Genomic DNA, 23,243 nt, shown 5'->3' with positions numbered 1-23,243 from the left:
CTTTATAAAATCAAGTTACGCTTCCGCGGAAGCGTAACCTGTAAGTATCTATTCTTCTAGACGAATGTCTAGTCCAAGTCCTTTAAGTTCGTGCATCAATACGTTGAACGATTCTGGTAAACCAGGCTCCGGCATTGGCTCTCCTTTTACGATACTTTCGTACGTCTTGGCTCTACCAATAACATCATCAGACTTAACGGTTAAGATCTCACGCAGGGTAGCTGAAGCTCCATAAGCCTCAAGTGCCCAAACCTCCATCTCACCAAAACGCTGACCACCAAATTGTGCTTTACCACCTAATGGCTGTTGCGTTATTAATGAGTAAGGCCCAATAGAACGTGCGTGCATCTTATCATCTACCATATGCCCTAGTTTAAGCATATAAATCACACCAACGGTTGCAGGCTGATCAAAACGATCACCAGTACCACCATCGTATAGATACGTGTGACCAAAACGAGGAATACCTGCTTGATCTGTAAGCTCATTGATTTGATCTAAAGTAGCCCCATCAAAGATTGGCGTTGCATACTTACGACCTAATTTCTGACCTGCCCAACCAAGAACAGTTTCATAAATCTGACCAATGTTCATACGAGAAGGTACACCAAGTGGGTTAAGCACGATATCAACAGGAGTACCATCTTCTAAGAATGGCATATCTTCTTGACGTACAATACGCGCAACAATACCTTTGTTACCGTGACGACCCGCCATCTTATCACCTACTTTAAGCTTACGTTTTTTAGCAACATAAACTTTTGCCAGTTTGATGATTCCTGATGGAAGTTCATCTCCTACAGAAATGGTAAACTTCTCACGACGTAAATTACCTTGAAGATCATTTTCTTTAATACGGTAGTTATGCAACAAGTCTGCGATTAAAACATTAGTCGCGTCATCTGTTGTCCAAGTACCTTGATTAAGGTGTGTATAATCTTCAACTGCATTAAGCATTTTAAGTGTGAATTTCTTTCCTTTTGGAAGCACTTCTTCACCTAGATCATTCTTAACTCCCTGAGCAGTTTTTCCGTTAACTAACTGGAAAAGTTTGTCAACTAAAACAGCTTTCAAGTCATCAAATTTCTGATCGTACTCTGCCTCTAATGCAGCAATGTCTTCTTTATCTTTAGCGCGTTTACGCTTATCTTTAATGGCACGGGCAAATAACTTCTTGTCAATAACAACCCCTCTCAATGATGGAGAAGCTTTTAAAGAAGCATCTTTAACATCTCCGGCTTTATCACCAAAGATCGCGCGAAGTAACTTTTCTTCCGGAGTTGGATCTGACTCTCCTTTTGGAGTAATCTTACCAATCAAAATGTCTCCAGGCTTAACTTCTGCACCAATACGAATCATACCGTTTTCATCAAGGTCTTTTGTTGCCTCTTCAGAAACGTTAGGAATATCGTTTGTTAATTCTTCGTTACCTAATTTAGTATCTCTAACATCTAAAGAATACTCATCAACGTGAATAGACGTAAAAATATCATCGCGTACTACTTTTTCTGAAATTACGATCGCATCCTCAAAGTTATACCCTTTCCAAGGCATAAAGGCTACTTTCATATTTCTACCAAGTGCCAGTTCACCAGCCTCAGTTGCATAACCTTGACATAGAACCTGACCTTTCTTAACTCGATCTCCTCTTCTTACGATAGGCTTCAAGTTAATTGAAGTACTTTGGTTTGTCTTACGGAATTTGATCAACTGATAGGTTTTGCTATCTCCATCAAAACTAACCATACGCTCTTCGTCGGTACGGTCGTATTTAATGGTGATTTCATTAGCATCTACATATTCTACCTCACCATCACCTTCAGCGTTAATCAATACACGTGAATCAGAAGCTACCTGACGTTCAAGACCTGTACCTACAATAGGTGAGTCTGCACGTAAAAGTGGTACTGCCTGACGCATCATGTTTGATCCCATCAACGCACGGTTTGCATCATCATGTTCTAAGAACGGAATTAAAGAAGCTGAAATAGAAGCAATCTGGTTTGGAGATACATCGGCATAATGAACCGTATTTGGCTCAACAACCGGGAAGTCACCTTCCATACGCGCAATTACACGTTCTTCTTCAATCTTTCCAGAATCGTCCATAGGGTTGTTTGCTTGCGCAATCAACATACCCTCTTCTTCTTCAGCACTTAAATATTTTGGCTTAGTCTCTAAGTCAATTTTTCCATCGGTTACAGTACGATATGGAGTCTCGATGAAGCCCATATTGTTCACTTTAGCATATACTGCTAAAGAAGAGATCAAACCAATGTTTGGACCTTCAGGAGTTTCAATAGGACAAAGACGACCATAATGTGTGTAGTGTACGTCACGAACCTCAAAACCTGCACGCTCACGAGAAAGACCACCAGGTCCTAATGCTGAAAGACGACGCTTGTGCGTGATCTCTGCAAGAGGATTGGTTTGATCCATAAACTGAGATAACTGGTTTGTTCCAAAGAATGAATTGATTACAGACGAAAGGGTTTTCGCATTAATCAAATCAATTGGAGTAAACACCTCGTTATCACGAACGTTCATACGCTCACGAATAGTACGTGCCATACGAGCAAGACCAACACCAAACTGCGTAGATAATTGCTCCCCTACGGTACGTACACGACGGTTAGAAAGGTGATCAATATCATCAATCTCAGCTTTAGAATTGATAAGCTCAATTAAATATTTTACGATGGTAATGATATCCTGCTTGGTAAGCACTTGCTTATCCATACCGATATCAAGACCTAACTTCTTGTTCATTCGATAACGACCAACTTCACCTAAGTTGTAACGCTGATCACTAAAGAATAATTTATCAATAATACCACGCGCTGTTTCCTCATCTGGTGGCTCAGCATTACGCAATTGACGATAAATATGTTCTACTGCCTCTTTTTCTGAGTTAGTAGGGTCTTTTTGAAGTGTATTATGAATGATCGCATAATCAGCTAATTGATTATCTTCTTTATGAAGAAGAATCGTCTTAGCTCCAGCGTCTAAAATTTCTTCTACATGTTCCTTCTCAAGAACAGTATCACGGTCTAATACAATTTCGTTACGCTCAATAGAAACTACTTCACCAGTATCTTCATCAACGAAATCCTCGTGCCATGTATTCAATACACGTGCAGCAAGTTTGCGACCTAAATATTTCTTCAAACCTGTTTTTGAAACCTTAACCTCTTCTGCAAGGTCAAAAATCTCAAGAATATCTTTATCACGCTCAAAACCAATTGCACGGAAAAGTGTTGTTACAGGTAATTTTTTCTTACGATCGATGTACGCATACATCACGCTATTAATGTCTGTAGCAAATTCTATCCACGATCCTTTAAAAGGAATCACACGTGCAGAATATAGCTTAGTACCGTTAGCGTGAAAAGACTGACCAAAGAAAACACCAGGTGAACGATGCAGCTGCGATACAACAACACGCTCAGCACCATTGATACAAAAAGTACCACTAGGTGTCATATAAGGAATAGTACCAAGATAAACATCTTGAACTATGGTTTCAAAATCTTCATGTTCTTCATCAGTACAGTATAATTTTAAACGGGCTTTTAATGGAACACTATAGGTTAAGCCTCGCTCGATACACTCTTGAATAGAGTATCTAGGTGGATCTACAAAATAATCCAGAAATTCTAGTACAAAATTGTTACGGGTATCCGTAATTGGGAAGTTCTCTAGAAAGGTGTTGTAAAGTCCTTCATTTCCTCTTTCTTCAGATTTGGTCTCTAATTGAAAGAAATCCTGAAAGGATTTAATCTGTATATCCAAAAAGTCTGGATATTCAGGTCTGTTCTTTACCGATGAGAAATTCAGTCTTTCAGCTTGTTTTGCTTGCATCTTCAACGAACGGAATTTAATTAAAATAAATTGAGAGCTTGTTTATACAAACTCACTGACTTCTTAACTTAAGAAATCTAAGGCAATTTTAGTCGTATTTTTTAAGAAAACCTTATATACGACAAATGGTTTAGGCCCATTTCGATAAATCGAACAGACCTAAACCTTTGTATTTATAGTAGCTAAGCTTACTTAAGCTCAACTTCAGCTCCAGCTTCTTCTAATTGAGATTTGATAGCTTCTGCTTCGTCTTTAGCAATACCTTCTTTGATTGGGCTTGGTGCGTTATCAACAAGCTCTTTTGCATCTTTAAGACCAGCTCCAGTTAATTCTTTTACAAGTTTTACAACTGCAAGTTTAGAACCACCAGCGGCTTTAAGGATTACATCAAATTCAGTTTGCTCTTCAGCAGCGTCATCACCACCAGCAGCAGGACCAGCCATTGCTACAGCTGCAGCTGCAGGCTCGATACCATACTCATCTTTTAAAATAGTAGCTAACTCATTTACTTCTTTTACTGTTAAGTTAACTAGTTGTTCTGCGAAATCTTTTAAATCTGCCATTTTTCTATCGTTTTAAAAAAAAATTCTTTATTATAATTATTAAGTGCGTACTTGATTAACCTTCTCTTTCTTGAAGGGTTTTAACAAGGCCAGCAATAGTAGAACCTCCTGATTTAAGAGCGCTAATAACGTTCTTAGCAGGCGACTGAAGAAGTCCAACGATCTCTCCAATAAGTTCCTCTCTTGATTTGATATCTACAAGGGCGTCTAATTGATCGTCACCGATGTAAATTGCCTCTTCAATAAATGCTCCTTTAAGTAAAGGTCTATCAGATTTCTTACGAAACTCTTTAATTACCTTAGCAGGCGCATTACCAGTTTCAGAAAGCATGATTGAGGTATTCCCTTTTAAAATTTCAGGTAATTCACCAAAATCTTTTTCTGAACTTTCCATTGCTTTAGCAAGCAATGTATTTTTAACCACGGCCAGTTTTACGTTTGCCTTAAAACAAGCTCTACGTAGCTTAGACGTAGTGTCAGCATTAAGACCTGATATATCTGCTAAATAAATATTAGCACTATCAGCCAACTGCGCAGTCAAATCTTCTATTACTTGTGATTTTTCTTCTCTTGTCATAATTTAACTTTTACTGCTCAGCAAAACGTTTTGAATCTACTTCAACACTAGGACTCATAGTACTAGACATAAAGATGCTCTTGATATAAACACCTTTTGCTGCTGTAGGCTTCAATTTTACTAATGTGGTTATCAATTCTCTTGCGTTAGCTGCAATCTTTTCAGCATCAAAAGACGCTTTACCAATTGCCGCGTGTACAATACCAGTCTTGTCAACTTTAAAGTCAATCTTACCAGCTTTAACGTCAGAAACTGCTTTAGCAATATCCATTGTTACTGTACCGGTTTTTGGGTTTGGCATAAGTCCACGAGGACCTAAAACACGTCCTAAAGGACCTAATTTACCCATAACGCTTGGCATAGTTACGATAACGTCAACATCTGTCCAACCGCCTTTGATTTTTTCTAAATACTCATCAAGACCCACAAAGTCAGCTCCCGCTTCTTTAGCTTCAGCTTCTTTATCTGGAGTTACCAGAGCAAGAACCTTAACATCTTTACCGGTTCCGTGAGGAAGAGTTACCACACCACGCACCATTTGATTCGCTTTACGCGGATCTACATTAAGACGTACAGCTAAGTCAACAGAAGGATCAAAATTTACTTTGCTTACTTCTTTTATTAAAGCTGAAGCTTCTGCTAAAGTGTAGGTAGAACCTGCATCAACCTTAGCACGTGCTTCTTTTTGCTTTTTTGTTACTTTTGCCATTTTAAATTGCTTTTTTGGATGTTAAAAAGGAGCCTGCCCTTTTACAGTTATTCCCATAGACCTTGCAGTACCTGCAACCATTCTCATTGCGCTTTCAACAGTAAACGCATTTAAGTCTGGCATTTTGTCTTCTGAAATAGCTCTAATTTGATCCCAAGTTACACTAGCAACTTTTTTACGGTTAGGCTCACCAGAACCTCCTTTGATCTTTGCTGCTTCCATCAATTGGATGGCAGCAGGTGGTGTTTTTACCACAAAGTCAAAAGACTTATCACCATAAACAGTAATAACTACAGGAAGTACTTTACCAGCTTTATCTTGAGTTCTAGCATTAAATTGCTTACAAAACTCCATGATGTTAACACCGGCAGCACCTAAAGCCGGTCCAACTGGGGGAGAAGGGTTTGCAGCCCCTCCCTTAACTTGCAACTTAACAACCTTACTTACTTCTTTTGCCATTTTTAAAAATTTAGTTTGATATGCTCTTTAGTGGAAGCAGAAGAACGATATCTTATATATGTTGTAACACTTATACTTTCTCAACTTGCATGTAACTTAATTCTAATGGTGTTTTTCTTCCGAATATTTTCACCATCACCTCAAGCTTACGTTTCTCTTCGTTAATCTTTTCAACAGTACCATTAAAACCGTTAAAAGGACCATCGATTACTTTTACCGTCTCTCCCAAGACGAAAGGTATTGCAACATTGTCTGTCTTTACAGCCAATTCATCAACTTTACCTAACATTCTATTAACCTCTGAAGTTCTGAGCGGCACAGGATCTCCTCCTTTAGTTTCACCCAAAAATCCAATAACACCGTTAATAGATTTTATCATATGCGTTACTTCACCACCTAGATTCGCATGAATCATAATGTAACCAGGGAAGTAAACACGCTCTTTATTGATTTTTTTACCGTTACGTATTTGAACCACCTTCTCAGTAGGCACAAGTACTTGCTCGATATAATCTTCAAGATTAAAGCGAGAGATTTCTTGCTCGATATACCCCTTTACTTTATTCTCTTGACCACTTACGGCCCTTACCACGTACCAATCTTTGGTATTGTTTGCTATAGCCATTGTGATTGTTTTAAGCTCCTACCAGATTAAAATAAGCCTTAATCGCTCTACTAAACACAGTATCTACACCCCAAATCGCCAATGAGAATACAATTGTAAAAACAATAACTACAACGGTTAGACGTTGAGCTTCTGAAAGCGGAGTCCAAGTAACGTGATTTTTTAATTCGTTATAAGACTCTTGAAGGTAATTAATTAATCCAGCCATATCGTTTAACTCTTTTAAAAAGACACTTTGCCTTTTAACAACTACTCTAAGTAGTCTGAAAAATTATAATCAAATTAAAATTTGATTCTGTTTTGCACGGGTTGAGAGGCTCGAACTCCCGACACCTGGTTTTGGAGACCAGTGCTCTACCAACTGAGCTAAACCCGTATATTTAACACCGCAAGCAGTGCTAAATTTTATTATAAAAATCAAGGCATTCGTTTACACGAACGCCTTGATCTATAAATCTATAATTCGTGATTATTCAAGAATTTCAGTTACCTGACCAGCACCTACTGTTCTACCACCTTCACGGATAGCGAAACGTAGACCTACATTCATCGCGATAGAGTTAATCAACTCTACAGTGATTGTAAGGTTATCACCAGGCATAACCATCTCAACTCCATCAGGAAGAGAAATGTTACCAGTAACATCAGTTGTACGTACGTAGAACTGTGGACGGTAGTTATTGTGGAATGGAGTGTGACGTCCACCTTCTTCTTTCTTAAGGATATAAACCTCAGCTTTGAATTTAGTGTGTGGAGTTACAGAACCAGGCTTAGTAATTACCATACCACGAGAAATTTGAGTTTTCTCAATACCACGCAATAAGATACCTACGTTATCACCAGCTTCACCTCTATCTAAAATCTTACGGAACATCTCAACCCCAGTGATAGTAGAAGTAAGTTTTTCAGCACCCATACCAATGATCTCTACAGGATCTCCAGTGTTAGCAACACCAGTCTCGATACGACCAGTAGCAACAGTACCACGACCTGTAATAGAGAATACATCTTCGATTGGCATTAAGAAGTCTTTATCAACCTCACGCTTTGGCTCTTCGATCCAGTTATCAACAGCCTCCATAAGCTCCATAACTTTATCAACCCACTTTTGCTCACCATTAAGTGCACCTAAAGCAGAACCTTGTACAACAGGACCATTATCACCATCATACTCATAGAAGCTCAATAGATCACGCACTTCCATTTCAACAAGCTCTAAAAGCTCCTCATCATCAACCATATCAACTTTGTTCATAAAAACAACGATACGAGGAATACCTACCTGACGGCCAAGAAGGATGTGCTCACGAGTTTGTGGCATAGGACCATCAGTTGCTGCAACAACAAGAATAGCACCATCCATCTGAGCAGCACCAGTTACCATGTTCTTTACGTAATCCGCGTGACCTGGACAGTCAACGTGCGCGTAGTGACGGTTAGCCGTAGCATACTCTACGTGAGAAGTGTTAATAGTAATACCTCTTTCTTTTTCTTCAGGAGCGTTGTCAATAGAGTCAAAACTTCTTAATTCAGAAAGACCTGCGTTTGCAAGTACAGTAGTAATAGCAGCAGTCAAGGTAGTTTTACCGTGGTCAACGTGCCCTATAGTACCAATATTTAAGTGAGGTTTGGAACGATCAAATGTTGCCTTTGCCATGATTTAAATAATTTTAATCTTAGTTATTATTAGTGTTCAATTTTTAAACTTACCTGATACGCAGCTATATGGTTTTTCTTAAACGCACAAAAACCGAGCACCAAGGGTACTAGTTTAAGTAGCAGCGACTGCTGTTGAGCCAACGACGGGATTTGAACCCGTGGCCTCTTCCTTACCAAGGAAACGCTCTACCCCTGAGCTACGTCGGCTTATATTTACCCTATCAAAAACGACCGAAGTCAGATTTGCCCGGGCTGACCTATGCAGCTAAAGGGCTTTAAAAGTCATCTAATGACTAAAACCAAAGCCTATCAGGTTTGGTTTAAATAAAAATCGAATATTATCGACTTAGAAAAATTACCTCCAAAGGAGGATATTTTAGAGCGGGAGACCGGGTTCGAACCGGCGACATTCAGCTTGGAAGGCTGACGCTCTACCAACTGAGCTACTCCCGCATTGTGGGCGCCAAAATTAATACATTTATTAATACTGGCAAAATTTTTGTGGGGAGAGCAGGATTCGAACCTGCGAAGTCTAATGACAACAGAGTTACAGTCTGTCCTCGTTGGCCGCTTGAGTATCTCCCCGATTGGTATTTTCAATATTTCAAAAAACGCTTTAACCGCGCTTTGCGCAAGCTCCAAAAGAGCTTTATTTTGAGCCGATGGAGGGACTCGAACCCACGACCTGCTGATTACAAATCAGCTGCTCTAGCCAGCTGAGCTACATCGGCTTTTTATCACCTCAAGAGGCATAAAAAAGTCCGCTATTTCTAACGGACTGCAAATGTAGAATAAATTTACTATTCACAAAACTTTTTTTGATTTTTTTTCACGCAGAAGCACGAATTTTTTGTTTTCGACGCATCAGCAAGCGCTCTAAAGAATGTGCACAGTTGTCAGCCCCCTCTTCAAAGGACTTAGCTTGTTTTTTCACTATCAGCTCATTACCGGGTACACTAAGCAAAATTTCGACAATTTTGTTCTGCCTATCGCTGGTATTTTCCAATTTTAAAAAAACATCAGCACAAATTATGTGATCATAAAATTTTTCTAGCTTATCCATCTTTTTTTGGATGAAGTTGATGAGTTTTTGATCTGCTACAAAATGGGGGGTTTGCACATTTACTTTCATAGATTCACATATTAAAAGTTACTATTAATTGAAAAATCACTGCTTTTTCAAATTACGTGGGTGTGCATTTTTGTAGACTCTTCCCAACTCTGCAATACTTGTATGTGTGTAGACTTGGGTAGAAGCTAAACTCGCGTGGCCCAGCAATTCTTTTACAGCATTTAAATCTGCCCCGTTATTAAGCAAATGAGTCGCAAAAGTATGCCTTAGCATATGTGGACTTGTTTTGGTTTTTTGGGAGGCTCTACTAAAATAACGATTTATGATCCTGTAAACAAACGTTTCATATAATTTACCTCCTTTATCAGTCAGCAATAAAAAGCCTGAATTTTTATCAACCCCATAGTTTTCGCGTACACTCAGATATTTTTTAAGCCCATCTTCTAGCCAAGGAATCAATGGAATAATTCGTTCTTTGTTACGTTTTCCAAGTACTTTTAAGTTGTGCTGATCAAAATCTACATCAGCAACTTTCAAATTTATCAATTCACTTCGCCGCATTCCGGTTGCGTAAAAAAGCGTAACAATAGCCAAATCCCTCAATTCAGAAAAATCCTCACCCGACTGAAGCATTTTAATTACTGTATTCACTTCAGTCTCTGAAAAAGGAACCTGAATTTCTTTTTTTATTTTTAAAGACTTATGTTTAGCAAGAGGAGAAATTTCGATATCGCCGGTTTTCTGCAAGAATTTAAAAAAGGCTTTTAACGAAGATATTTTACGATTGATACTACGATGTGATACACCCAGATCTGTCAAATGCACGATCCAAGCACGAACATACACATAAATAACCTCCTTTGGGTCTTCTACCGCATAGTGCTCGTTAAGAAAGAGAAAAAATGCCTCTAAATCTTTCTGGTAAGCAAGAACCGTATGTTTACTATACTTACGCTCGAGCTCCAGGTAGTTTATAAAAGCAGAAAAATACATGACTTCAATTTTTAAGTAAGATAGACAATCCCAAAAACATGGTTTAAAAGAAAAATCATAAGTCAAAAAGTAAGGAACAAAAAAATCCGCTAAGAAATCTTAGCGGATTTAATATTTTGAAAGAGGATTAGTCTTTCTGCTAATAACCATAGTAAGCTATAACTTACCGACGGAAATTATTAAATATTCTCTTGATCACGAAGGCCTTGAATGTAAGACGCTTTCTGAATCTCTCTTCTACGCTCTACAGAAGGTTTTGTGAAAGCTTGACGATCACGTAGCTTACGCATAGTTCCCGTTCTATCAAATTTTCTTTTAAAACGCTTCAGCGCTCTATCAATATTTTCTCCGTCTTTTACTGGTATAATTAACATAGTGGTACCTCCTTTCTTTAAAATTCTTTTCAGTTTTCAGGCTGCAAATATAATCCAATCTTTAGAACTGGCAAGCAGCTTTTTAAATTTATTATCTCCAATGAATTTAACAACCCGAGGCTTGCCTCTGAATTGAAAATTCGTTTCCAACTAACGTCTCATAGACTTACCATGAAGTAGCCTGCTATTTTGTGGCCGGTCGATACTCTTTTTTATCAACTACCATCTTAGCAATAATTTCTTTGAGTATCTCTGAGGTTCCGCCCCCTATAGGGCCTAACCTGCTATCGCGAAACATTCGAGCGAGAGGATAATCTTCCATATAGCCATATCCGCCTAACATTTGTAAGCACTTATAAATGACCTCATCTGCTATTTTAGTCCCCATTAACTTAGACATGCTCGCCTCTTTAACGACATAATCCCCTTTATCTAAGTTATAAGCAATACTGTAATTAAAGGCTTTTACCATCTCAATCTCACTTGCCATCTCTGCCACTGTGTGTCTCAAAGCTTGAAATTTATTAATGGTTTTACCAAAAGCTTCGCGCTCGCCCATATACTCTAAAGCATATTCAAGAGCATATTCTGCCCTTGCGTGCGCATTAACGCCCATAATAAGACGTTCTAACGCAAAATGCTGCATAATATATGAGAAGCCTTTATCTTCTTCTCCCATCAAATTAGCTGCCGGAACTTTTACATCTGTAAACGCAATTTCGCCGGTATCTGAAGCACGCCAACCCAATTTATCTAATTTAGTTGCACTCACACCTTCAGCCTCACGATCTACAACAAAAATGCTCAATCCTTTATTTCCTTTTTCAGGGCTTGTTTTTGCAGCAACGATCAAATAGTCTGAAAACACACCATTAGTAATAAAGGTTTTTGAACCATTTAAAATATAGTGATCACCTTGGCGCACAGCAGTACTACGCATTCCTGCAACATCAGAACCACCAAAAGGTTCTGTAATGCATAGACAGCCTATTTTATCACCGCTAATACTGGGCGCCAAATATTTTTCTTTTATCGCGGCATCACCTTCAGCTTTTAAATGGGTCATCGCGAGATATGCGTGTGCCCACATTGCAGCAGCAAAACCACCGCTATTTATGCGTTGTAACTCTTCTAGAAAAATTAATGTGTAAAAGATGTCAAGATCAAGTCCGCCATATTCTTCTGGATAAGCCAAACCAAAATAGCCCATATCGCCCATCTTCTTCCAGATGAAACGTTCTATCTCTCCCGTTTTTTCCCATTTCTCAATATGAGGAACCACTTCCTTTTGTAAAAAATCTCTCAAGCTTTCTCTAAAGAGCTTATGCTCTTCTGAAAAATAAACGTTGTTCATTTAATCTTCTTTAATTAATAAATAGGCAATTGGAAAGGAAGTTTTGCCGGTAGGAACTACATTATCTTAAAAATGCCTACTCAATTTTGATTGGTCGACAAATATAATTTAATTCGATCTAATTTATATGCGGTTATTCCGTCAATTTTTAGGAGGTCGTCAAGATTAGATACGCCCTCATGCAAGGTTCGATAATCTATAATATCCCGTGCAATTTCAAAAGTAATGTATGGAATTGTAGCCAAATCTGAAGCGTTTGCAGTATTAACATTCAGTTTTTCAATATCAGGTTTTGTCAATACAGTAAAATGGGTTTTAAGCGCTCGCACTTGCGCCGAAGACAGCCCGTAGACATCATAAAGTTGATTGTCTTCTAAAAATCCGCCGAGGCGTTTACGATAACTAAGTATGCGCTTGGCAAGTTCTTCTGAAATATCAGAGACCGCCATTAACTCTTGAAAGCTTGCTTTATTTAAATCTGAAACAGGTGCTTGCTCTAAATTTGCTTTTTTAGCCGAAGGTTTTTGTTCTCTTTTTGTCACCCACTCAGGAAACTTAAAATAAGGCGAGAGCACCGCGAGTAAAGAATCTGAAACGCCGGTCACTTTTTGAAAATCTTCAGCAGAGTTGATCCATTCATTTTTTTCGCGAAAGCGTAACAATTTATCAATTTCCTCAGGCGACATTCCGAGAGTGTAGCCTTTATAATCTGTGATATAATTAGGATTGAAGGGGTAGATTTCTGGCTTTTCCTCCAATTCCTGTAACTTGAGTTTACGTAGAGAATCTATTTGGAGCTCAAAATTTTCAAGATCAGCATCACTTATTTGCTCTGGAGTCCAAAAATAACTTCTAGAAAAATAGAGCAGCCAGCTTAGCACAAGTGTAAGTACAAAAAGCAAAATCCCACTTCGTTGTCTGCTATCCAGAAAGAAGTGGGATTTTAGTTTCATAATTGAATTCTTAAGTTAAGAAGCTTTTTTGGTGCTTTTTGAATCCTTATCGATTACAGCATCCATTCGGCCAATCTTAATTGCATTGAGATAGGCTTGCAATTCTTTCCGCACTTTGGGCGACAAGAGGACCAGACCTATAATATTTGGAAATACCATTGCAAAGATCATCGCATCAGAGAAAGCGATTACCGCTCCTAAACTTGATGAAGCTCCCACAATAACAAAAACCAAGAAGAGTACTTTATAAACAATATCGGTTACTTTTCCTTTTCCGAATAAAAACTTCCAAGACTGAAGCCCATAGTAAGACCAAGAAATCGCCGTAGAAATCGCAAACAGCACTACCGCGATAGTCAGCACGATAGAGAAGTAAGGAATTGCCGAATCAAAGGCTACCGAAGTAAGATCTACACCATTAATAGGCTCATTGGTTTCATTAAGCATCACATTACTTGCCGCATCAAGGTTTCCGTAAGTAAACAGATTGTGCTTTGCGTTTGTAATAATAATTACAATTGCGGTCATCGTACAAATGATTACAGTATCAACAAACGGTCCTAAAGAAGCCGTTAGACCTTCACTTGCAGGGTAACGTGTTTTAACTGCAGAGTGTGCAATTGCAGCAGAACCTACACCTGCCTCATTAGAGAACGCTGCACGTTGAAAACCTACAATCATTACTCCTACTACACCACCAAAAGCAGCATTAGGATCCATCGCCCCGTCCCAGATCTGGCCCAGTGCAAAACCTACCATATCTACATTAATCGCAATGATGATAAAACCAGCCAATACATAAATGATCGCCATAAAAGGAACCACTTTTTCTGTAAAAGAACCAATACGCTTGATTCCACCGATAATCACAAGACCAATAATCACAGCCATGATGATCCCAAGATATAATCCTGCGTTAGGACTGTCCCAACCGGTCATCTGAATCAACTGTGAAGAAGCCTGATTAGACTGAAACATGTTTCCTCCTCCAAAAGAAGCACCAATACACATTATAGCAAAAAAGCCGGCTAAAATTTTACCCAGCCAAGTCATTTTGAGTTCGTTCAAACCTTTTGAAAGGTAATACATTGGTCCTCCGTAGGTTTTACCTTGCTCGTCAACTTCGCGGTATTTTACACCAAGCGTACATTCTACAAACTTTGATGCCATACCTAAAAGTCCGGCAATGATCATCCATACAGTTGCTCCTGGCCCACCAATTGCGATAGCTACAGCAACCCCGGCGATATTACCTAAACCTACAGTTGCAGAGAGCGAAGCGGTTAAGGCCTGAAAGTGTGTTACCTCTCCTTGAACTTCTCCAGTAAGCTTGACGGTATCTTTTACTTTGCCGTCCTCAACAACAATATCCTCTTCAGCAGGAACGTAATGATCAAGATCATCATATTTCCCCCACGCGGTTTTAATACTATCTTTAAAATATCTTAGGTTAACTCCTTTGAAGTAAAGTGTAAAAAACAAAGCCCCTAAAAGCAAAATAAGAATTACGATAGGTAATTCTTTTCCGGCGATAACAATCGGGTACATTATTGTTTCTACAATAGGGGTGGTATATTTTTCGAAAGCTGCATTAATCGATTCCCCTACACTCATCTCTTCTTGAGCAAATGTCATAAGAGGAAACATTAGACAACAAATGGAAAACATAATTTTCTTCATAAGTACTTTTGTATTTGAATAAAATTTTTGAAGTAAAAGCAGCAAGATGCTAAAAAAATAGGCTTTTTCAAAGGTAAATGCCGTTAAAATAGAATTCCGTTGCATAATTCGCAGCAAAACCTAAGCTTGTTTTTAAGGCTAAAAAATCTAGAATTTATTGCGATAGCAATTTCAAAAACTCAAGAGCAATTATCCTAAAACAATAAAGCCCAATCTGTTATACAGATTGGGCTTTTCTATAGAAAACTTCAATATTATTTTAAGGCTTCCTTCTTCAGCTTAATTGCGTCAAGGTATCTGTTGAGTTGCTTTTTAACAACCGGAAACAAGAAGAACAGTCCAACCATGTTAGGAAAGATCATCGCAAAGATCATTGCATCTGAAAAATCCCAGATCGATCTCATGTTTGCCGCAGCACCAATAATTACAAAAGTTAGAAACAAAAGTTTGTAAACCATATCTGCAGCTTTTCCTCTTCCGAATAAATATTTCCACGCCTGAAGTCCATAATACGACCAAGAGATCATCGTAGAAACTGCAAACAGCACTACCGCAACCGTCAGGAAAATATTAGAGAACGGAATATATTCTGCAAAGGCTTTTGAAGTGATTCCTGCACCTTCGTAAGACAAACCATCAATGATCACAGCTCCAGAACCGTCTCCTCCATATTCAAAAAAGCCTCCAAAGTTAAAAATAATGATCACGAGCGCAGTCATTGTACAAATTACAACCGTATCAATAAATGGCTCTAGCAATGCCACAAGACCTTCACTAGCAGAATACTTTGTACGTACTGCTGAGTGTGCAATAGATGCCGAACCTGCTCCCGCTTCGTTAGAAAAAGCTGCACGTTTAAAACCTACCAAAAGCACTCCTATGATTGACCCAACTCCAAAAGCAGTAGGATTAAAGGCTTCTTCAATTATAAGCCCTATAGCATCATCGATTAATGAGAAGTTTGATCCTATAATATAAATACAAGCAAGAAGGTACATAATTGCCATAAACGGAACCACTTTCTCTGTTACCTGAGCAATCCGTTTAATACCTCCAATAATGATGATACCAACCAATATCGCGATTACTACTCCAATCCAGAATCCTGCTCCTGCACTTTCCAGATTGAATAGTTCTTTAATAACAATGGTTGCCTGATTACTTTGAGCAGCATTACCACCACCAAAAGATCCTCCTATACAAAAGATAGCAAACACTACTGCTGCTATTTTACCCAGCGTAGCAAAACCTTTTTCTTTTAAACCTTTAGTCAGGTAGAACATAGGACCACCATACACAGTACCGTCCTCTCCTACATCTCTGTACTGCACACCCAAAGTACATTCTACAAATTTGCTAGACATACCCAGAAGTCCGCAAACGATCATCCAGAATGTAGCTCCGGGACCACCAAGTGCGATTGCAAGTGCCACACCTGCGATGTTTCCGTTTCCTACAGTTCCTGAAACTGCAGTTGCAAGGGCTTGAAAGTGGCTTACTTCACCTGCTGAGGACTCATCTCTTATAGTATCAACAATATCACCATCAATAGCAAGATCGTCATCAAGCGTCTCGATGTGCTCTTCAATATCTACGTCATTTAAATCAACACCATTAGCGATTCCATCTTCACCGTATAAAACTTTGGCTCCGTGATTTTCAATATCTTCATATTTCCCGCGAACGGTTTGAATCGCTCTCCAGAAATATCTAAAGTTTGGAAACCCAAAATAAACAGTAAAAAACAAAGCACTAAAAACGAGTAGAATCAGTACGAAAGGAATATCAAAAACAGTGAAGAACACCACGCTTGAAAAGAAGCTAGAGACTGGTGCAAAAGCCTGATCGATCTGATCATCTATTCCTATTTCGGCTGCTTCCTGAGCAGCACCAATAAAAGAAATGAATAGGAAAACAAGTAGGGATAATTTGTGTTTCATGCGCAAGCAAAATATTTAGTTAGTGATTGAAGCGGCCTTACAATCATTAAATAATATGTATTGCACACTACCGAAACGTAAACATAACACTAAATCGCAAATTCTCTATGTAAATTTTCAATCTGTTCAGGCCTTCCTATAACAATAAGTATAGAACCTCGCTCTAATTTGAGCGAAGCTTCAGGATTTATGATATAATCACCGTCTGCCGATTTATATCCAATAATCGAGCAACCCGTTTTATTCCGCAGGTCAATATCGCGTATCGATCGTGTTTTTAAATCAGGACAAACCGCCTCAAAAGTTATTTGCTGAACGTTCACACGACCTTCTGTAGCTACTTGTAAATTATCAAGAAACTCAACTAAATCGGGCACTACAACTAACGAAGCCATATGATCTCCACCAATTTTATCTGGCATAATCACGTTATCTGCTCCGGCAAATTTTAGCTTTTGATATGTGGTTTCTTCTGAAGCTCTACTGATGATCTTAAGCTGCGGATTTATCTGACGCGCAGAAAGCACCACAAACAAATTGTCTGAATCATCGGGCAACGCAGAAATTAAAGTCGAAGCACGCTTTACGCCAGCTTGAACCAAAACCTCATCCTCGTTTGCATTACCGGTGACAAATAGATTGGTATCAGAATGAAATTTATTCACGATTTCCTCGTCACGTTCGATCACAACAAAAGGCCTCCCGTAAGTAGTAAGTTTTTGGGCAGCTTGCTTACCGTTGCGACCAAACCCCACAACAATAACATGGTTATTTAAACTGTCTATCTTTTTTTGCACACTACGCTGTTTTATAAGTTCAAAATTACTGCGGCTCAAAATGTATTCGGTAATGATCGAAATGGCATAACCCAAAACGATCACACTCACCAAAATTAAAATTACCGTAAAAATCTTTGCTGAATCATTAAGCGGCTGCACTTCTCCAAAACCTACCGTACTAATGGTGATCATCGTCATATAAACGGCATCAGTCCAGGAGTATTCCGCTAAAAACCGAAACCCAAAAACACCAAGCATCAGCATACTTATGATTAAAAGTATGGCTACGTAGATTCGGCTTCTAAAAATTTTCAGCATAAATTATAAATCAAAAACAGAGGTACGTTTAGTATAAACCAAATCTTTCAACTTAAGCCAAAAGGCTAAAACCAAATACACAGCAAAGCCCAAGCCTGCTGTAGCAAAAGACAGGTAGATAAAAAACAAGCGCACATTCTTGGCTCGAATCCCTAAACGATCTGCAAGTCTTGACGATACATAAAAACCGTTTCGCTCAAAAAAGTGCCGTATCGCATAAATTAATTTCATTTGATCTGGTTTTATTCAAGTGCAAAATACAACTACTCTTCAAAAATAAAAGTATAGTTGCTAAGCATTAGCAATTAAAAAATTACCTACTTCACACTGTAAGCATCTATTTAAATCACAATATTTTGTTTTCAAATGGAGTAACGCCTGACTGTGCAAGGCATCTTTTTTAAACTTCAGTATTTCTTCAAAGTTTTTAACTACTCTATTTTTCTCTAACGGAATGCTCGCCAACAGCATCAATAATTGCTCCTGATCATCTAAACCTCGTGCACGAGCATAAGCAAATTGCACCGGGATAATCGTATTTATAATAAGTACATCTATAAAGGCTTTGGATAAATATTTAGCCCGAGGCGTATGTGATTTGTCAAACGTAAAATGGGTCTTCCAGAAGTTTGAAGTGTTTACTTTAAATATATCCTGAATCTCTTCTCGTGTCTTTGCGTTCATTAAACTTGAAAAAAGCGTATCATTTTTGGTGTACAACATCGCCAATTGAGATAACCTGATCGTAGGAAAATTAGGCGGCCGCAGTTTAAAGAATTGAACCTGATGCTCAATACCGTCCGGAAGGTCAAACTTTTTTCGATTGTAGTCAAAATCTGCTTTCCACTGCACAAGTCCTTGACTATCTAGACTCGGTTTAAGCAAACCGGCAAGACCTAGCAAAACAGGCTCAAGCTGTTCTTGACGCGCGAGTTTACGCACTGTTTTAAAAGGTATTTTCTGAGCAAGCTCTTCAAAAGCGTCAGCATTGATAACAGTACCAAAATTGCGCATCAATGTTTGAAACAGCACAGCTTCCCAATCGCCTTGGGTCGCTGTCAATTTTTGCTGCACTTGAGTCACTTTGTACTCCAAGCGCTCAAAATAGACACGCTCTAGCCAATGTTCTAAACGATCAGTCGGAACCTCAGCGATAGAAGTCTCACAATTGATAAAGCCCGACTTTTGTATTTCGACCAGATTGCGATAGTTATGAAGCAATGTAGTAGGTATTTTATTTTTTAACACCAATGTAGGTATTGGCAAATTGGCTTTATCATAAACCGCACAGTCATCATCCCAAACGACGTGCAAAATCACATTATCGTAGGCAGCATCGGTCTCGTGCCGATGCATATACCAATCGGAGCTTTTAATGTGAATCTCTACGTTGCCCGCCCAAAGCTGATCATCAATTCGCACCTGAGCATTAAAAAAATCGGGGCCTGCCAATTGATTATACCTACCCGGATTAAGAATTTGAATCTTTTTATTTTCATCAGATAGCAAAATTTGGCTCGAAGTAGCTCCTTCAAACTTTCTAAACTGCCATATGTAATGTAAAAAGGACTCTTTCATTAGCTTAAAGTTAAAGCAATTTTAGCATAACCTTAATAGCCTCAAGACTTAAGCCTGACTAATTTTATAAAAAACTAAAAAACAACTATGAAAAATTCAATTTTAACCTTAGGCCTAGCGGCATCTGTATTAGTTGCCTCTTGCGGAGACCGAAAAACAGAAGATAACGGCGAGATCGAACTTGAAGCACAAAACCAACAAGTAACTCCTGAAGATATGTTTCAAACCTCTGGGGAAGATGGAGAAACTTCGCCTGAAGATTTAGCAGAAATCTATAGCGCAAAAAAAGTCATCAACGACTATTTTGATGCCATTGAACGCGGAACCTATAATGAAGCTTATGAGAGCTTGGCAAAAACCAACAGCGACCGCACAACGCCTTCTGAATTTGCCGAAAAATATGCCGATGTTGAATCTGCTACGGTAAGCTACACCACCAATCCTGAAGTTGTGAAAGGAGCTAACGGAACCGACGTAAAGCTTCCGTTTAGATATACCATTTTAACCAAAGACGGCAACTCGATGACTTACAACGGCTCTGCTATGATCGTTAAAAGTAGTGAAGAAGATGCTGATTATATGATTCAAGGAATGACGATGAATCGTGAAGAAAGCTAAAATAACTCTCATTTAAAGTTATTCTAAAAATCCTTTTTCGCGCATCCACACGTCATTATATATTTTATTGATATAGCGACTTCCGTGATCGTGAAAAAGGATTACTACTATATCGCCTTTTTTAAAATGCTGCTTCAACTGCAACAATCCTTTTATTGCAGCTCCCGCTGAATTCCCTAGGAAGAAGCCTTCCTCTTTTGCCAATCTTCTGGTATAAATCGCAGCATCTTTATCGGTTACTTTGGTAAAGCCGTCGATTACTTCAAAGTCTACATTTTCTGGTAGAATATCCTCCCCTATCCCTTCGGTAATGTATGGGTAGATTTCATTTTCATCAAAAACGCCGGTCTCGTGATACTTTTTAAAAACCGAGCCGTAGGTGTCAACACCCCAAATTTTAATATTGGGATTTTTTGATTTCAAATAATTCCCCACACCCGAAATGGTTCCACCGGTTCCTACACCACAAATAAAATGAGTCACTTTTCCATCGGTTTGTTCCCAGATCTCGGGTCCGGTAGATTCAAAATGCGCTTTGGTATTGCTAGGATTATCATATTGATTAACATACCAAGAATTGGGCGTCTCTTCAGCTAAGCGCTTTGAAGTACTGTAATAAGATTGCGGATCATCTGGCGCAACATCTGTGGGACAAACCACAACTTCACAACCTACTGCTTTAAGCACATCAATCTTTTCTTTACTCTGCTTATCTGAAATTACACAAATCATTTTGTAGCCTTTAACAATTGCTGCAAGCGCCAATCCCATTCCTGTGTTTCCCGAAGTTCCTTCGATTATGGTCCCACCCGGCTTGATCAGACCTTCAGCTTCAGCATCCTCAACCATTTTTAACGCCATCCGATCTTTAGTAGAATTTCCGGGATTGAAGGTTTCATACTTAGCGAGTACCAGGCAAGGTAATTCCGCAGTGAGCTTGTTCATTTTTACAAGCGGCGTGTTCCCAATTGTTCCTAATATATTTTCAGCGTAATGCATAAGGTTCGATTTTTGAAGCCTACCAGTTTGAAGAATTTGCTACTGAAAACCAAAACCGATAAACTATTTCTAAAAATTATAGATAAAAACCGACCCTCACTGAAGGTTTAACAACAATTTGATGTTTTCAACCTTAGATTTAAGAATTTACTTTTTTACGCTTTTTAAATCCACCACGTATTTTTATGATATAATAAATGATGAACGCATTACCTATAATCGAAGGAAGAATCCAAACCATTAGGCCCTGCACTTTCATACCTCCAACCAGAAACGCCGTTACCGATGCAATGTAAGCGCCTGTGATTTTACCAATGTGCTGCGCCAACCAGCCTGTTTTTGATTTTCTGGGATTACGCCAAAACCTAAAGTCTTGAAAACACAATACAAGGCTGATTATTCCGAAGAAAATAAAAAGAATCTTGTTTCCAAAAACATTTAAAACTCCGGAAAGAATCATCATTAAAGACAAGATAGTCATCGTGATTGTGATCGCCCAGTCTGCTTTTGTTACTTGTGCCGTTTTAAGTTTAAAACGTAACACACGTTTTCCCACAAGAACCATATAAATGGTAAAAAGTCCGATCAAAAATAAAAACGGACTGTAATGCCCGGGCATACTGGCGATAGGTAAAGAAAGTCCTAAGCTCACCAACATACCTATAACAAACCACTTCCCTGATTTTTTGTGAATTTTACTCCCCTTTTTGGTTACTAGACTTAAGGTTCCCGAAATCAAACCTATTCCTCCAAAAAAAGCGTGAATATAAATTGCGATGCGTATTGCTGTTTCCATAATTGAAGTTTTAATTACACCTCAAAGATGCAGGCTTACAGCAAGTTGCTCAATTAGATCTTACTCAATTATCATAAAAACGTTCTCAATTGTAAAGGAAGCACTAATCAAACTTTATCGTCTTCACCGGAGAAATACGGGTGATCACATAAGATGGAATCAACAGCATAAGTGCACACAATAGAAAGGTACCCAGATTAAGTATCACGATATAATACCAATCGATATAAACCGGTGCTTCACTTACATAATAGGTTTCTGGATTTAAGATAATAAGCCCAAAATACTTTTGTATCAATAATAAGCCAATGCCTATGACATTCCCCCAGAACAATCCAACGCCCACAAGATAAAGCGCATTGTACATAAAGATTTTTCTAATACTCCAATTATTTGCGCCCAAAGCTTTTAAGATCCCTACCATTGGAGTACGCTCAAGAATAAGCACGAGTAATGCAACGATCATATTGATCCCGGCTACAATGATCATCACCACAATGATAAGGGCAATATTAAAGTCAAAAAGCGATAACCACTCAAAAATAGAATAGTATTTCTGTGTGATCGTCATAGTATTTAAAAACGAGTCTGTATGCTCATAAATGGCAGTACCAATCTCATTAAGACGATCAAAGTCGTCTACAAAAACTTCAAAACCACCTACCTGATCCTCTTCCCATTTGTTCAATTTTTGAATATGCCTGATATCAGCAAATAGAAAACTCTCATCAAATTCTTGAAATCCGCTATCGTAAATCCCTACAATATCAAATCTTCGGTTTAGAAAACCACCATCTTCCTTCAAGAAAAATACAATGACCTTATCTCCATTTTTAAATCCTAATCGATTGGCTTGATAGCTACTTACAAGTATTTCAGTATTTAAATTTTGGGTGTAATCGGGAACACGACCTTCGATTAGAAAATCTTCCATATAATCCCAGCGATAATCTTCTCCTACTCCTTTTACAATAATGCCTTCAAAATCTGTCGCGGTGCGTATAACTCCGGCTTTGGTTGCGGTCGCCTGCACGTGAGTAACTTCGGGTACCGATTCAAAATCAGGATAGAACGGTTGATTTTTAGGAATAGGATTTAAGGTGATGTCGCTATTGTTTCCATCAAATTGTGAAATAATGATATCCCCATTGAAAGCTGAAACTTTCTCTTTGATCTTTTGCTGAAGCCCAACCCCCGTCGCAATGGTGATCATCATCATAACCATTCCCAAAACAATGGCGATGATTGCAATTTTAATTATAGGAGTCGAAGCAGTACTTTTATACTTCTTTGCGCCAATTATGCGTTTAGCTGTAAAATATTCAAAATTCAATCG

General features: G+C 38.5%; 22 protein-coding genes and 5 tRNA genes. 1 reads left to right on the top strand and 26 read right to left on the bottom strand.

From position 1 onward, the window contains the following. Positions 1-48: 48 nt before the first annotated feature. The 23 genes from rpoB to WA338_RS15860 all read right to left on the bottom strand — a co-directional run bounded on the left by rpoB (position 49) and on the right by WA338_RS15860 (position 19,494). Complete coding sequence (gene rpoB, locus WA338_RS15970; RefSeq protein WP_009781164.1) at positions 49-3,861, bottom strand: DNA-directed RNA polymerase subunit beta; 3,813 nt, start codon at positions 3,859-3,861, stop codon at positions 49-51. Between the two features lie 188 nt (positions 3,862-4,049). Further along, complete coding sequence (rplL, locus tag WA338_RS15965; protein WP_009781165.1) at positions 4,050-4,424, bottom strand: 50S ribosomal protein L7/L12; 375 nt, start codon at positions 4,422-4,424, stop codon at positions 4,050-4,052. 55 nt (positions 4,425-4,479) lie between these two features. Next, the gene (rplJ, locus tag WA338_RS15960) at positions 4,480-5,001 is read right to left on the bottom strand and encodes a 50S ribosomal protein L10 (protein ID WP_009781166.1); all 522 of its coding nucleotides are present in this window, start codon (positions 4,999-5,001) and stop codon (positions 4,480-4,482) included. 10 nt (positions 5,002-5,011) lie between these two features. Further along, on the bottom strand, positions 5,012-5,710 hold the full coding sequence (gene rplA, locus WA338_RS15955; protein WP_009781167.1) for a 50S ribosomal protein L1: 699 nt from the start codon (positions 5,708-5,710) through the stop codon (positions 5,012-5,014). 21 nt (positions 5,711-5,731) lie between these two features. Beyond that, entirely contained in the window at positions 5,732-6,169 is a 438-nt protein-coding gene (rplK, locus tag WA338_RS15950; RefSeq protein WP_009781168.1) for a 50S ribosomal protein L11, read from the bottom strand. Between the two features lie 70 nt (positions 6,170-6,239). Then, the gene (gene nusG / locus WA338_RS15945; RefSeq protein ID WP_009781169.1) at positions 6,240-6,794 is read right to left on the bottom strand and encodes a transcription termination/antitermination protein NusG; all 555 of its coding nucleotides are present in this window, start codon (positions 6,792-6,794) and stop codon (positions 6,240-6,242) included. 10 nt (positions 6,795-6,804) lie between these two features. Continuing rightward, positions 6,805-7,002 carry a preprotein translocase subunit SecE gene (gene secE, locus WA338_RS15940; protein ID WP_009781170.1) on the bottom strand — a complete coding sequence of 66 codons (198 nt, stop codon included), beginning with the start codon at positions 7,000-7,002 and terminating at the stop codon, positions 6,805-6,807. Between the two features lie 95 nt (positions 7,003-7,097). Continuing rightward, positions 7,098-7,170 (bottom strand) — tRNA-Trp (locus tag WA338_RS15935). Positions 7,171-7,263: 93 nt separating this feature from the next. Then, on the bottom strand, positions 7,264-8,451 hold the full coding sequence (gene tuf / locus WA338_RS15930) for an elongation factor Tu (RefSeq protein ID WP_009781171.1): 1,188 nt from the start codon (positions 8,449-8,451) through the stop codon (positions 7,264-7,266). Between the two features lie 137 nt (positions 8,452-8,588). Next, positions 8,589-8,660: transfer RNA gene (locus WA338_RS15925), tRNA-Thr, on the bottom strand. Positions 8,661-8,833: 173 nt separating this feature from the next. Then, positions 8,834-8,906, bottom strand: a tRNA-Gly gene (locus tag WA338_RS15920). A gap of 49 nt (positions 8,907-8,955) precedes the next feature. Continuing rightward, a tRNA-Tyr gene (locus tag WA338_RS15915) sits at positions 8,956-9,038 on the bottom strand. Positions 9,039-9,110: 72 nt separating this feature from the next. Continuing rightward, positions 9,111-9,184, bottom strand: a tRNA-Thr gene (locus WA338_RS15910). A gap of 98 nt (positions 9,185-9,282) precedes the next feature. Beyond that, positions 9,283-9,585 carry a ribosome hibernation-promoting factor, HPF/YfiA family gene (hpf, locus tag WA338_RS15905; RefSeq protein WP_272986949.1) on the bottom strand — a complete coding sequence of 101 codons (303 nt, stop codon included), beginning with the start codon at positions 9,583-9,585 and terminating at the stop codon, positions 9,283-9,285. Positions 9,586-9,621: 36 nt separating this feature from the next. Continuing rightward, positions 9,622-10,518 carry a tyrosine-type recombinase/integrase gene (locus WA338_RS15900; RefSeq protein WP_272986947.1) on the bottom strand — a complete coding sequence of 299 codons (897 nt, stop codon included), beginning with the start codon at positions 10,516-10,518 and terminating at the stop codon, positions 9,622-9,624. 179 nt (positions 10,519-10,697) lie between these two features. After that, positions 10,698-10,892, bottom strand: coding sequence for a 30S ribosomal protein S21 (gene rpsU, locus WA338_RS15895; protein ID WP_009781174.1), 195 nt, complete (start codon positions 10,890-10,892; stop codon positions 10,698-10,700). 184 nt (positions 10,893-11,076) lie between these two features. Beyond that, positions 11,077-12,246, bottom strand: coding sequence for an acyl-CoA dehydrogenase family protein (locus WA338_RS15890; RefSeq protein ID WP_272986944.1), 1,170 nt, complete (start codon positions 12,244-12,246; stop codon positions 11,077-11,079). An 80-nt stretch (positions 12,247-12,326) separates the two neighbouring features. After that, positions 12,327-13,199, bottom strand: coding sequence for a ComEA family DNA-binding protein (locus WA338_RS15885; protein WP_272986942.1), 873 nt, complete (start codon positions 13,197-13,199; stop codon positions 12,327-12,329). 15 nt (positions 13,200-13,214) lie between these two features. After that, on the bottom strand, positions 13,215-14,879 hold the full coding sequence (locus WA338_RS15880) for an alanine/glycine:cation symporter family protein (RefSeq protein WP_272986940.1): 1,665 nt from the start codon (positions 14,877-14,879) through the stop codon (positions 13,215-13,217). Positions 14,880-15,133: 254 nt separating this feature from the next. Then, a complete protein-coding gene (locus tag WA338_RS15875) occupies positions 15,134-16,819 on the bottom strand; it encodes an alanine/glycine:cation symporter family protein (RefSeq protein WP_272986938.1) in 1,686 nt (561 codons plus the stop codon). A gap of 89 nt (positions 16,820-16,908) precedes the next feature. Then, complete coding sequence (locus WA338_RS15870; protein ID WP_040532879.1) at positions 16,909-17,916, bottom strand: potassium channel family protein; 1,008 nt, start codon at positions 17,914-17,916, stop codon at positions 16,909-16,911. A 3-nt stretch (positions 17,917-17,919) separates the two neighbouring features. Then, on the bottom strand, positions 17,920-18,147 hold the full coding sequence (locus WA338_RS15865) for a PspC domain-containing protein (RefSeq protein ID WP_272986936.1): 228 nt from the start codon (positions 18,145-18,147) through the stop codon (positions 17,920-17,922). Between the two features lie 60 nt (positions 18,148-18,207). Beyond that, positions 18,208-19,494, bottom strand: a complete 1,287-nt coding sequence (locus WA338_RS15860; RefSeq protein WP_272986934.1) for a DUF2851 family protein — start codon at positions 19,492-19,494, stop codon at positions 18,208-18,210. An 87-nt stretch (positions 19,495-19,581) separates the two neighbouring features. Here WA338_RS15860 and WA338_RS15855 point away from each other — a divergent pair, with 87 nt between their 5' ends. Further along, a complete protein-coding gene (locus tag WA338_RS15855; RefSeq protein WP_272986933.1) occupies positions 19,582-20,112 on the top strand; it encodes a hypothetical protein in 531 nt (176 codons plus the stop codon). Between the two features lie 18 nt (positions 20,113-20,130). Here the strand turns inward: WA338_RS15855 and WA338_RS15850 are convergent, their stop codons facing one another. The 3 genes from WA338_RS15850 to WA338_RS15840 all read right to left on the bottom strand — a co-directional run bounded on the left by WA338_RS15850 (position 20,131) and on the right by WA338_RS15840 (position 23,240). Next, a complete protein-coding gene (locus WA338_RS15850; RefSeq protein ID WP_009781183.1) occupies positions 20,131-21,111 on the bottom strand; it encodes a PLP-dependent cysteine synthase family protein in 981 nt (326 codons plus the stop codon). A 139-nt stretch (positions 21,112-21,250) separates the two neighbouring features. Continuing rightward, positions 21,251-21,907, bottom strand: a complete 657-nt coding sequence (locus WA338_RS15845) for a hypothetical protein (RefSeq protein ID WP_272986931.1) — start codon at positions 21,905-21,907, stop codon at positions 21,251-21,253. Positions 21,908-22,010: 103 nt separating this feature from the next. Continuing rightward, positions 22,011-23,240, bottom strand: a complete 1,230-nt coding sequence (locus tag WA338_RS15840; RefSeq protein WP_272986929.1) for an ABC transporter permease — start codon at positions 23,238-23,240, stop codon at positions 22,011-22,013. Positions 23,241-23,243: the final 3 nt, after the last annotated feature.

The sequence above is a fragment of the Leeuwenhoekiella sp. CH_XMU1409-2 genome (assembly GCF_037029365.1).
GTDB lineage: Bacteria > Bacteroidota > Bacteroidia > Flavobacteriales > Flavobacteriaceae > Leeuwenhoekiella > Leeuwenhoekiella blandensis.
This window is presented reverse-complemented; position numbering and strand designations above follow the sequence as displayed.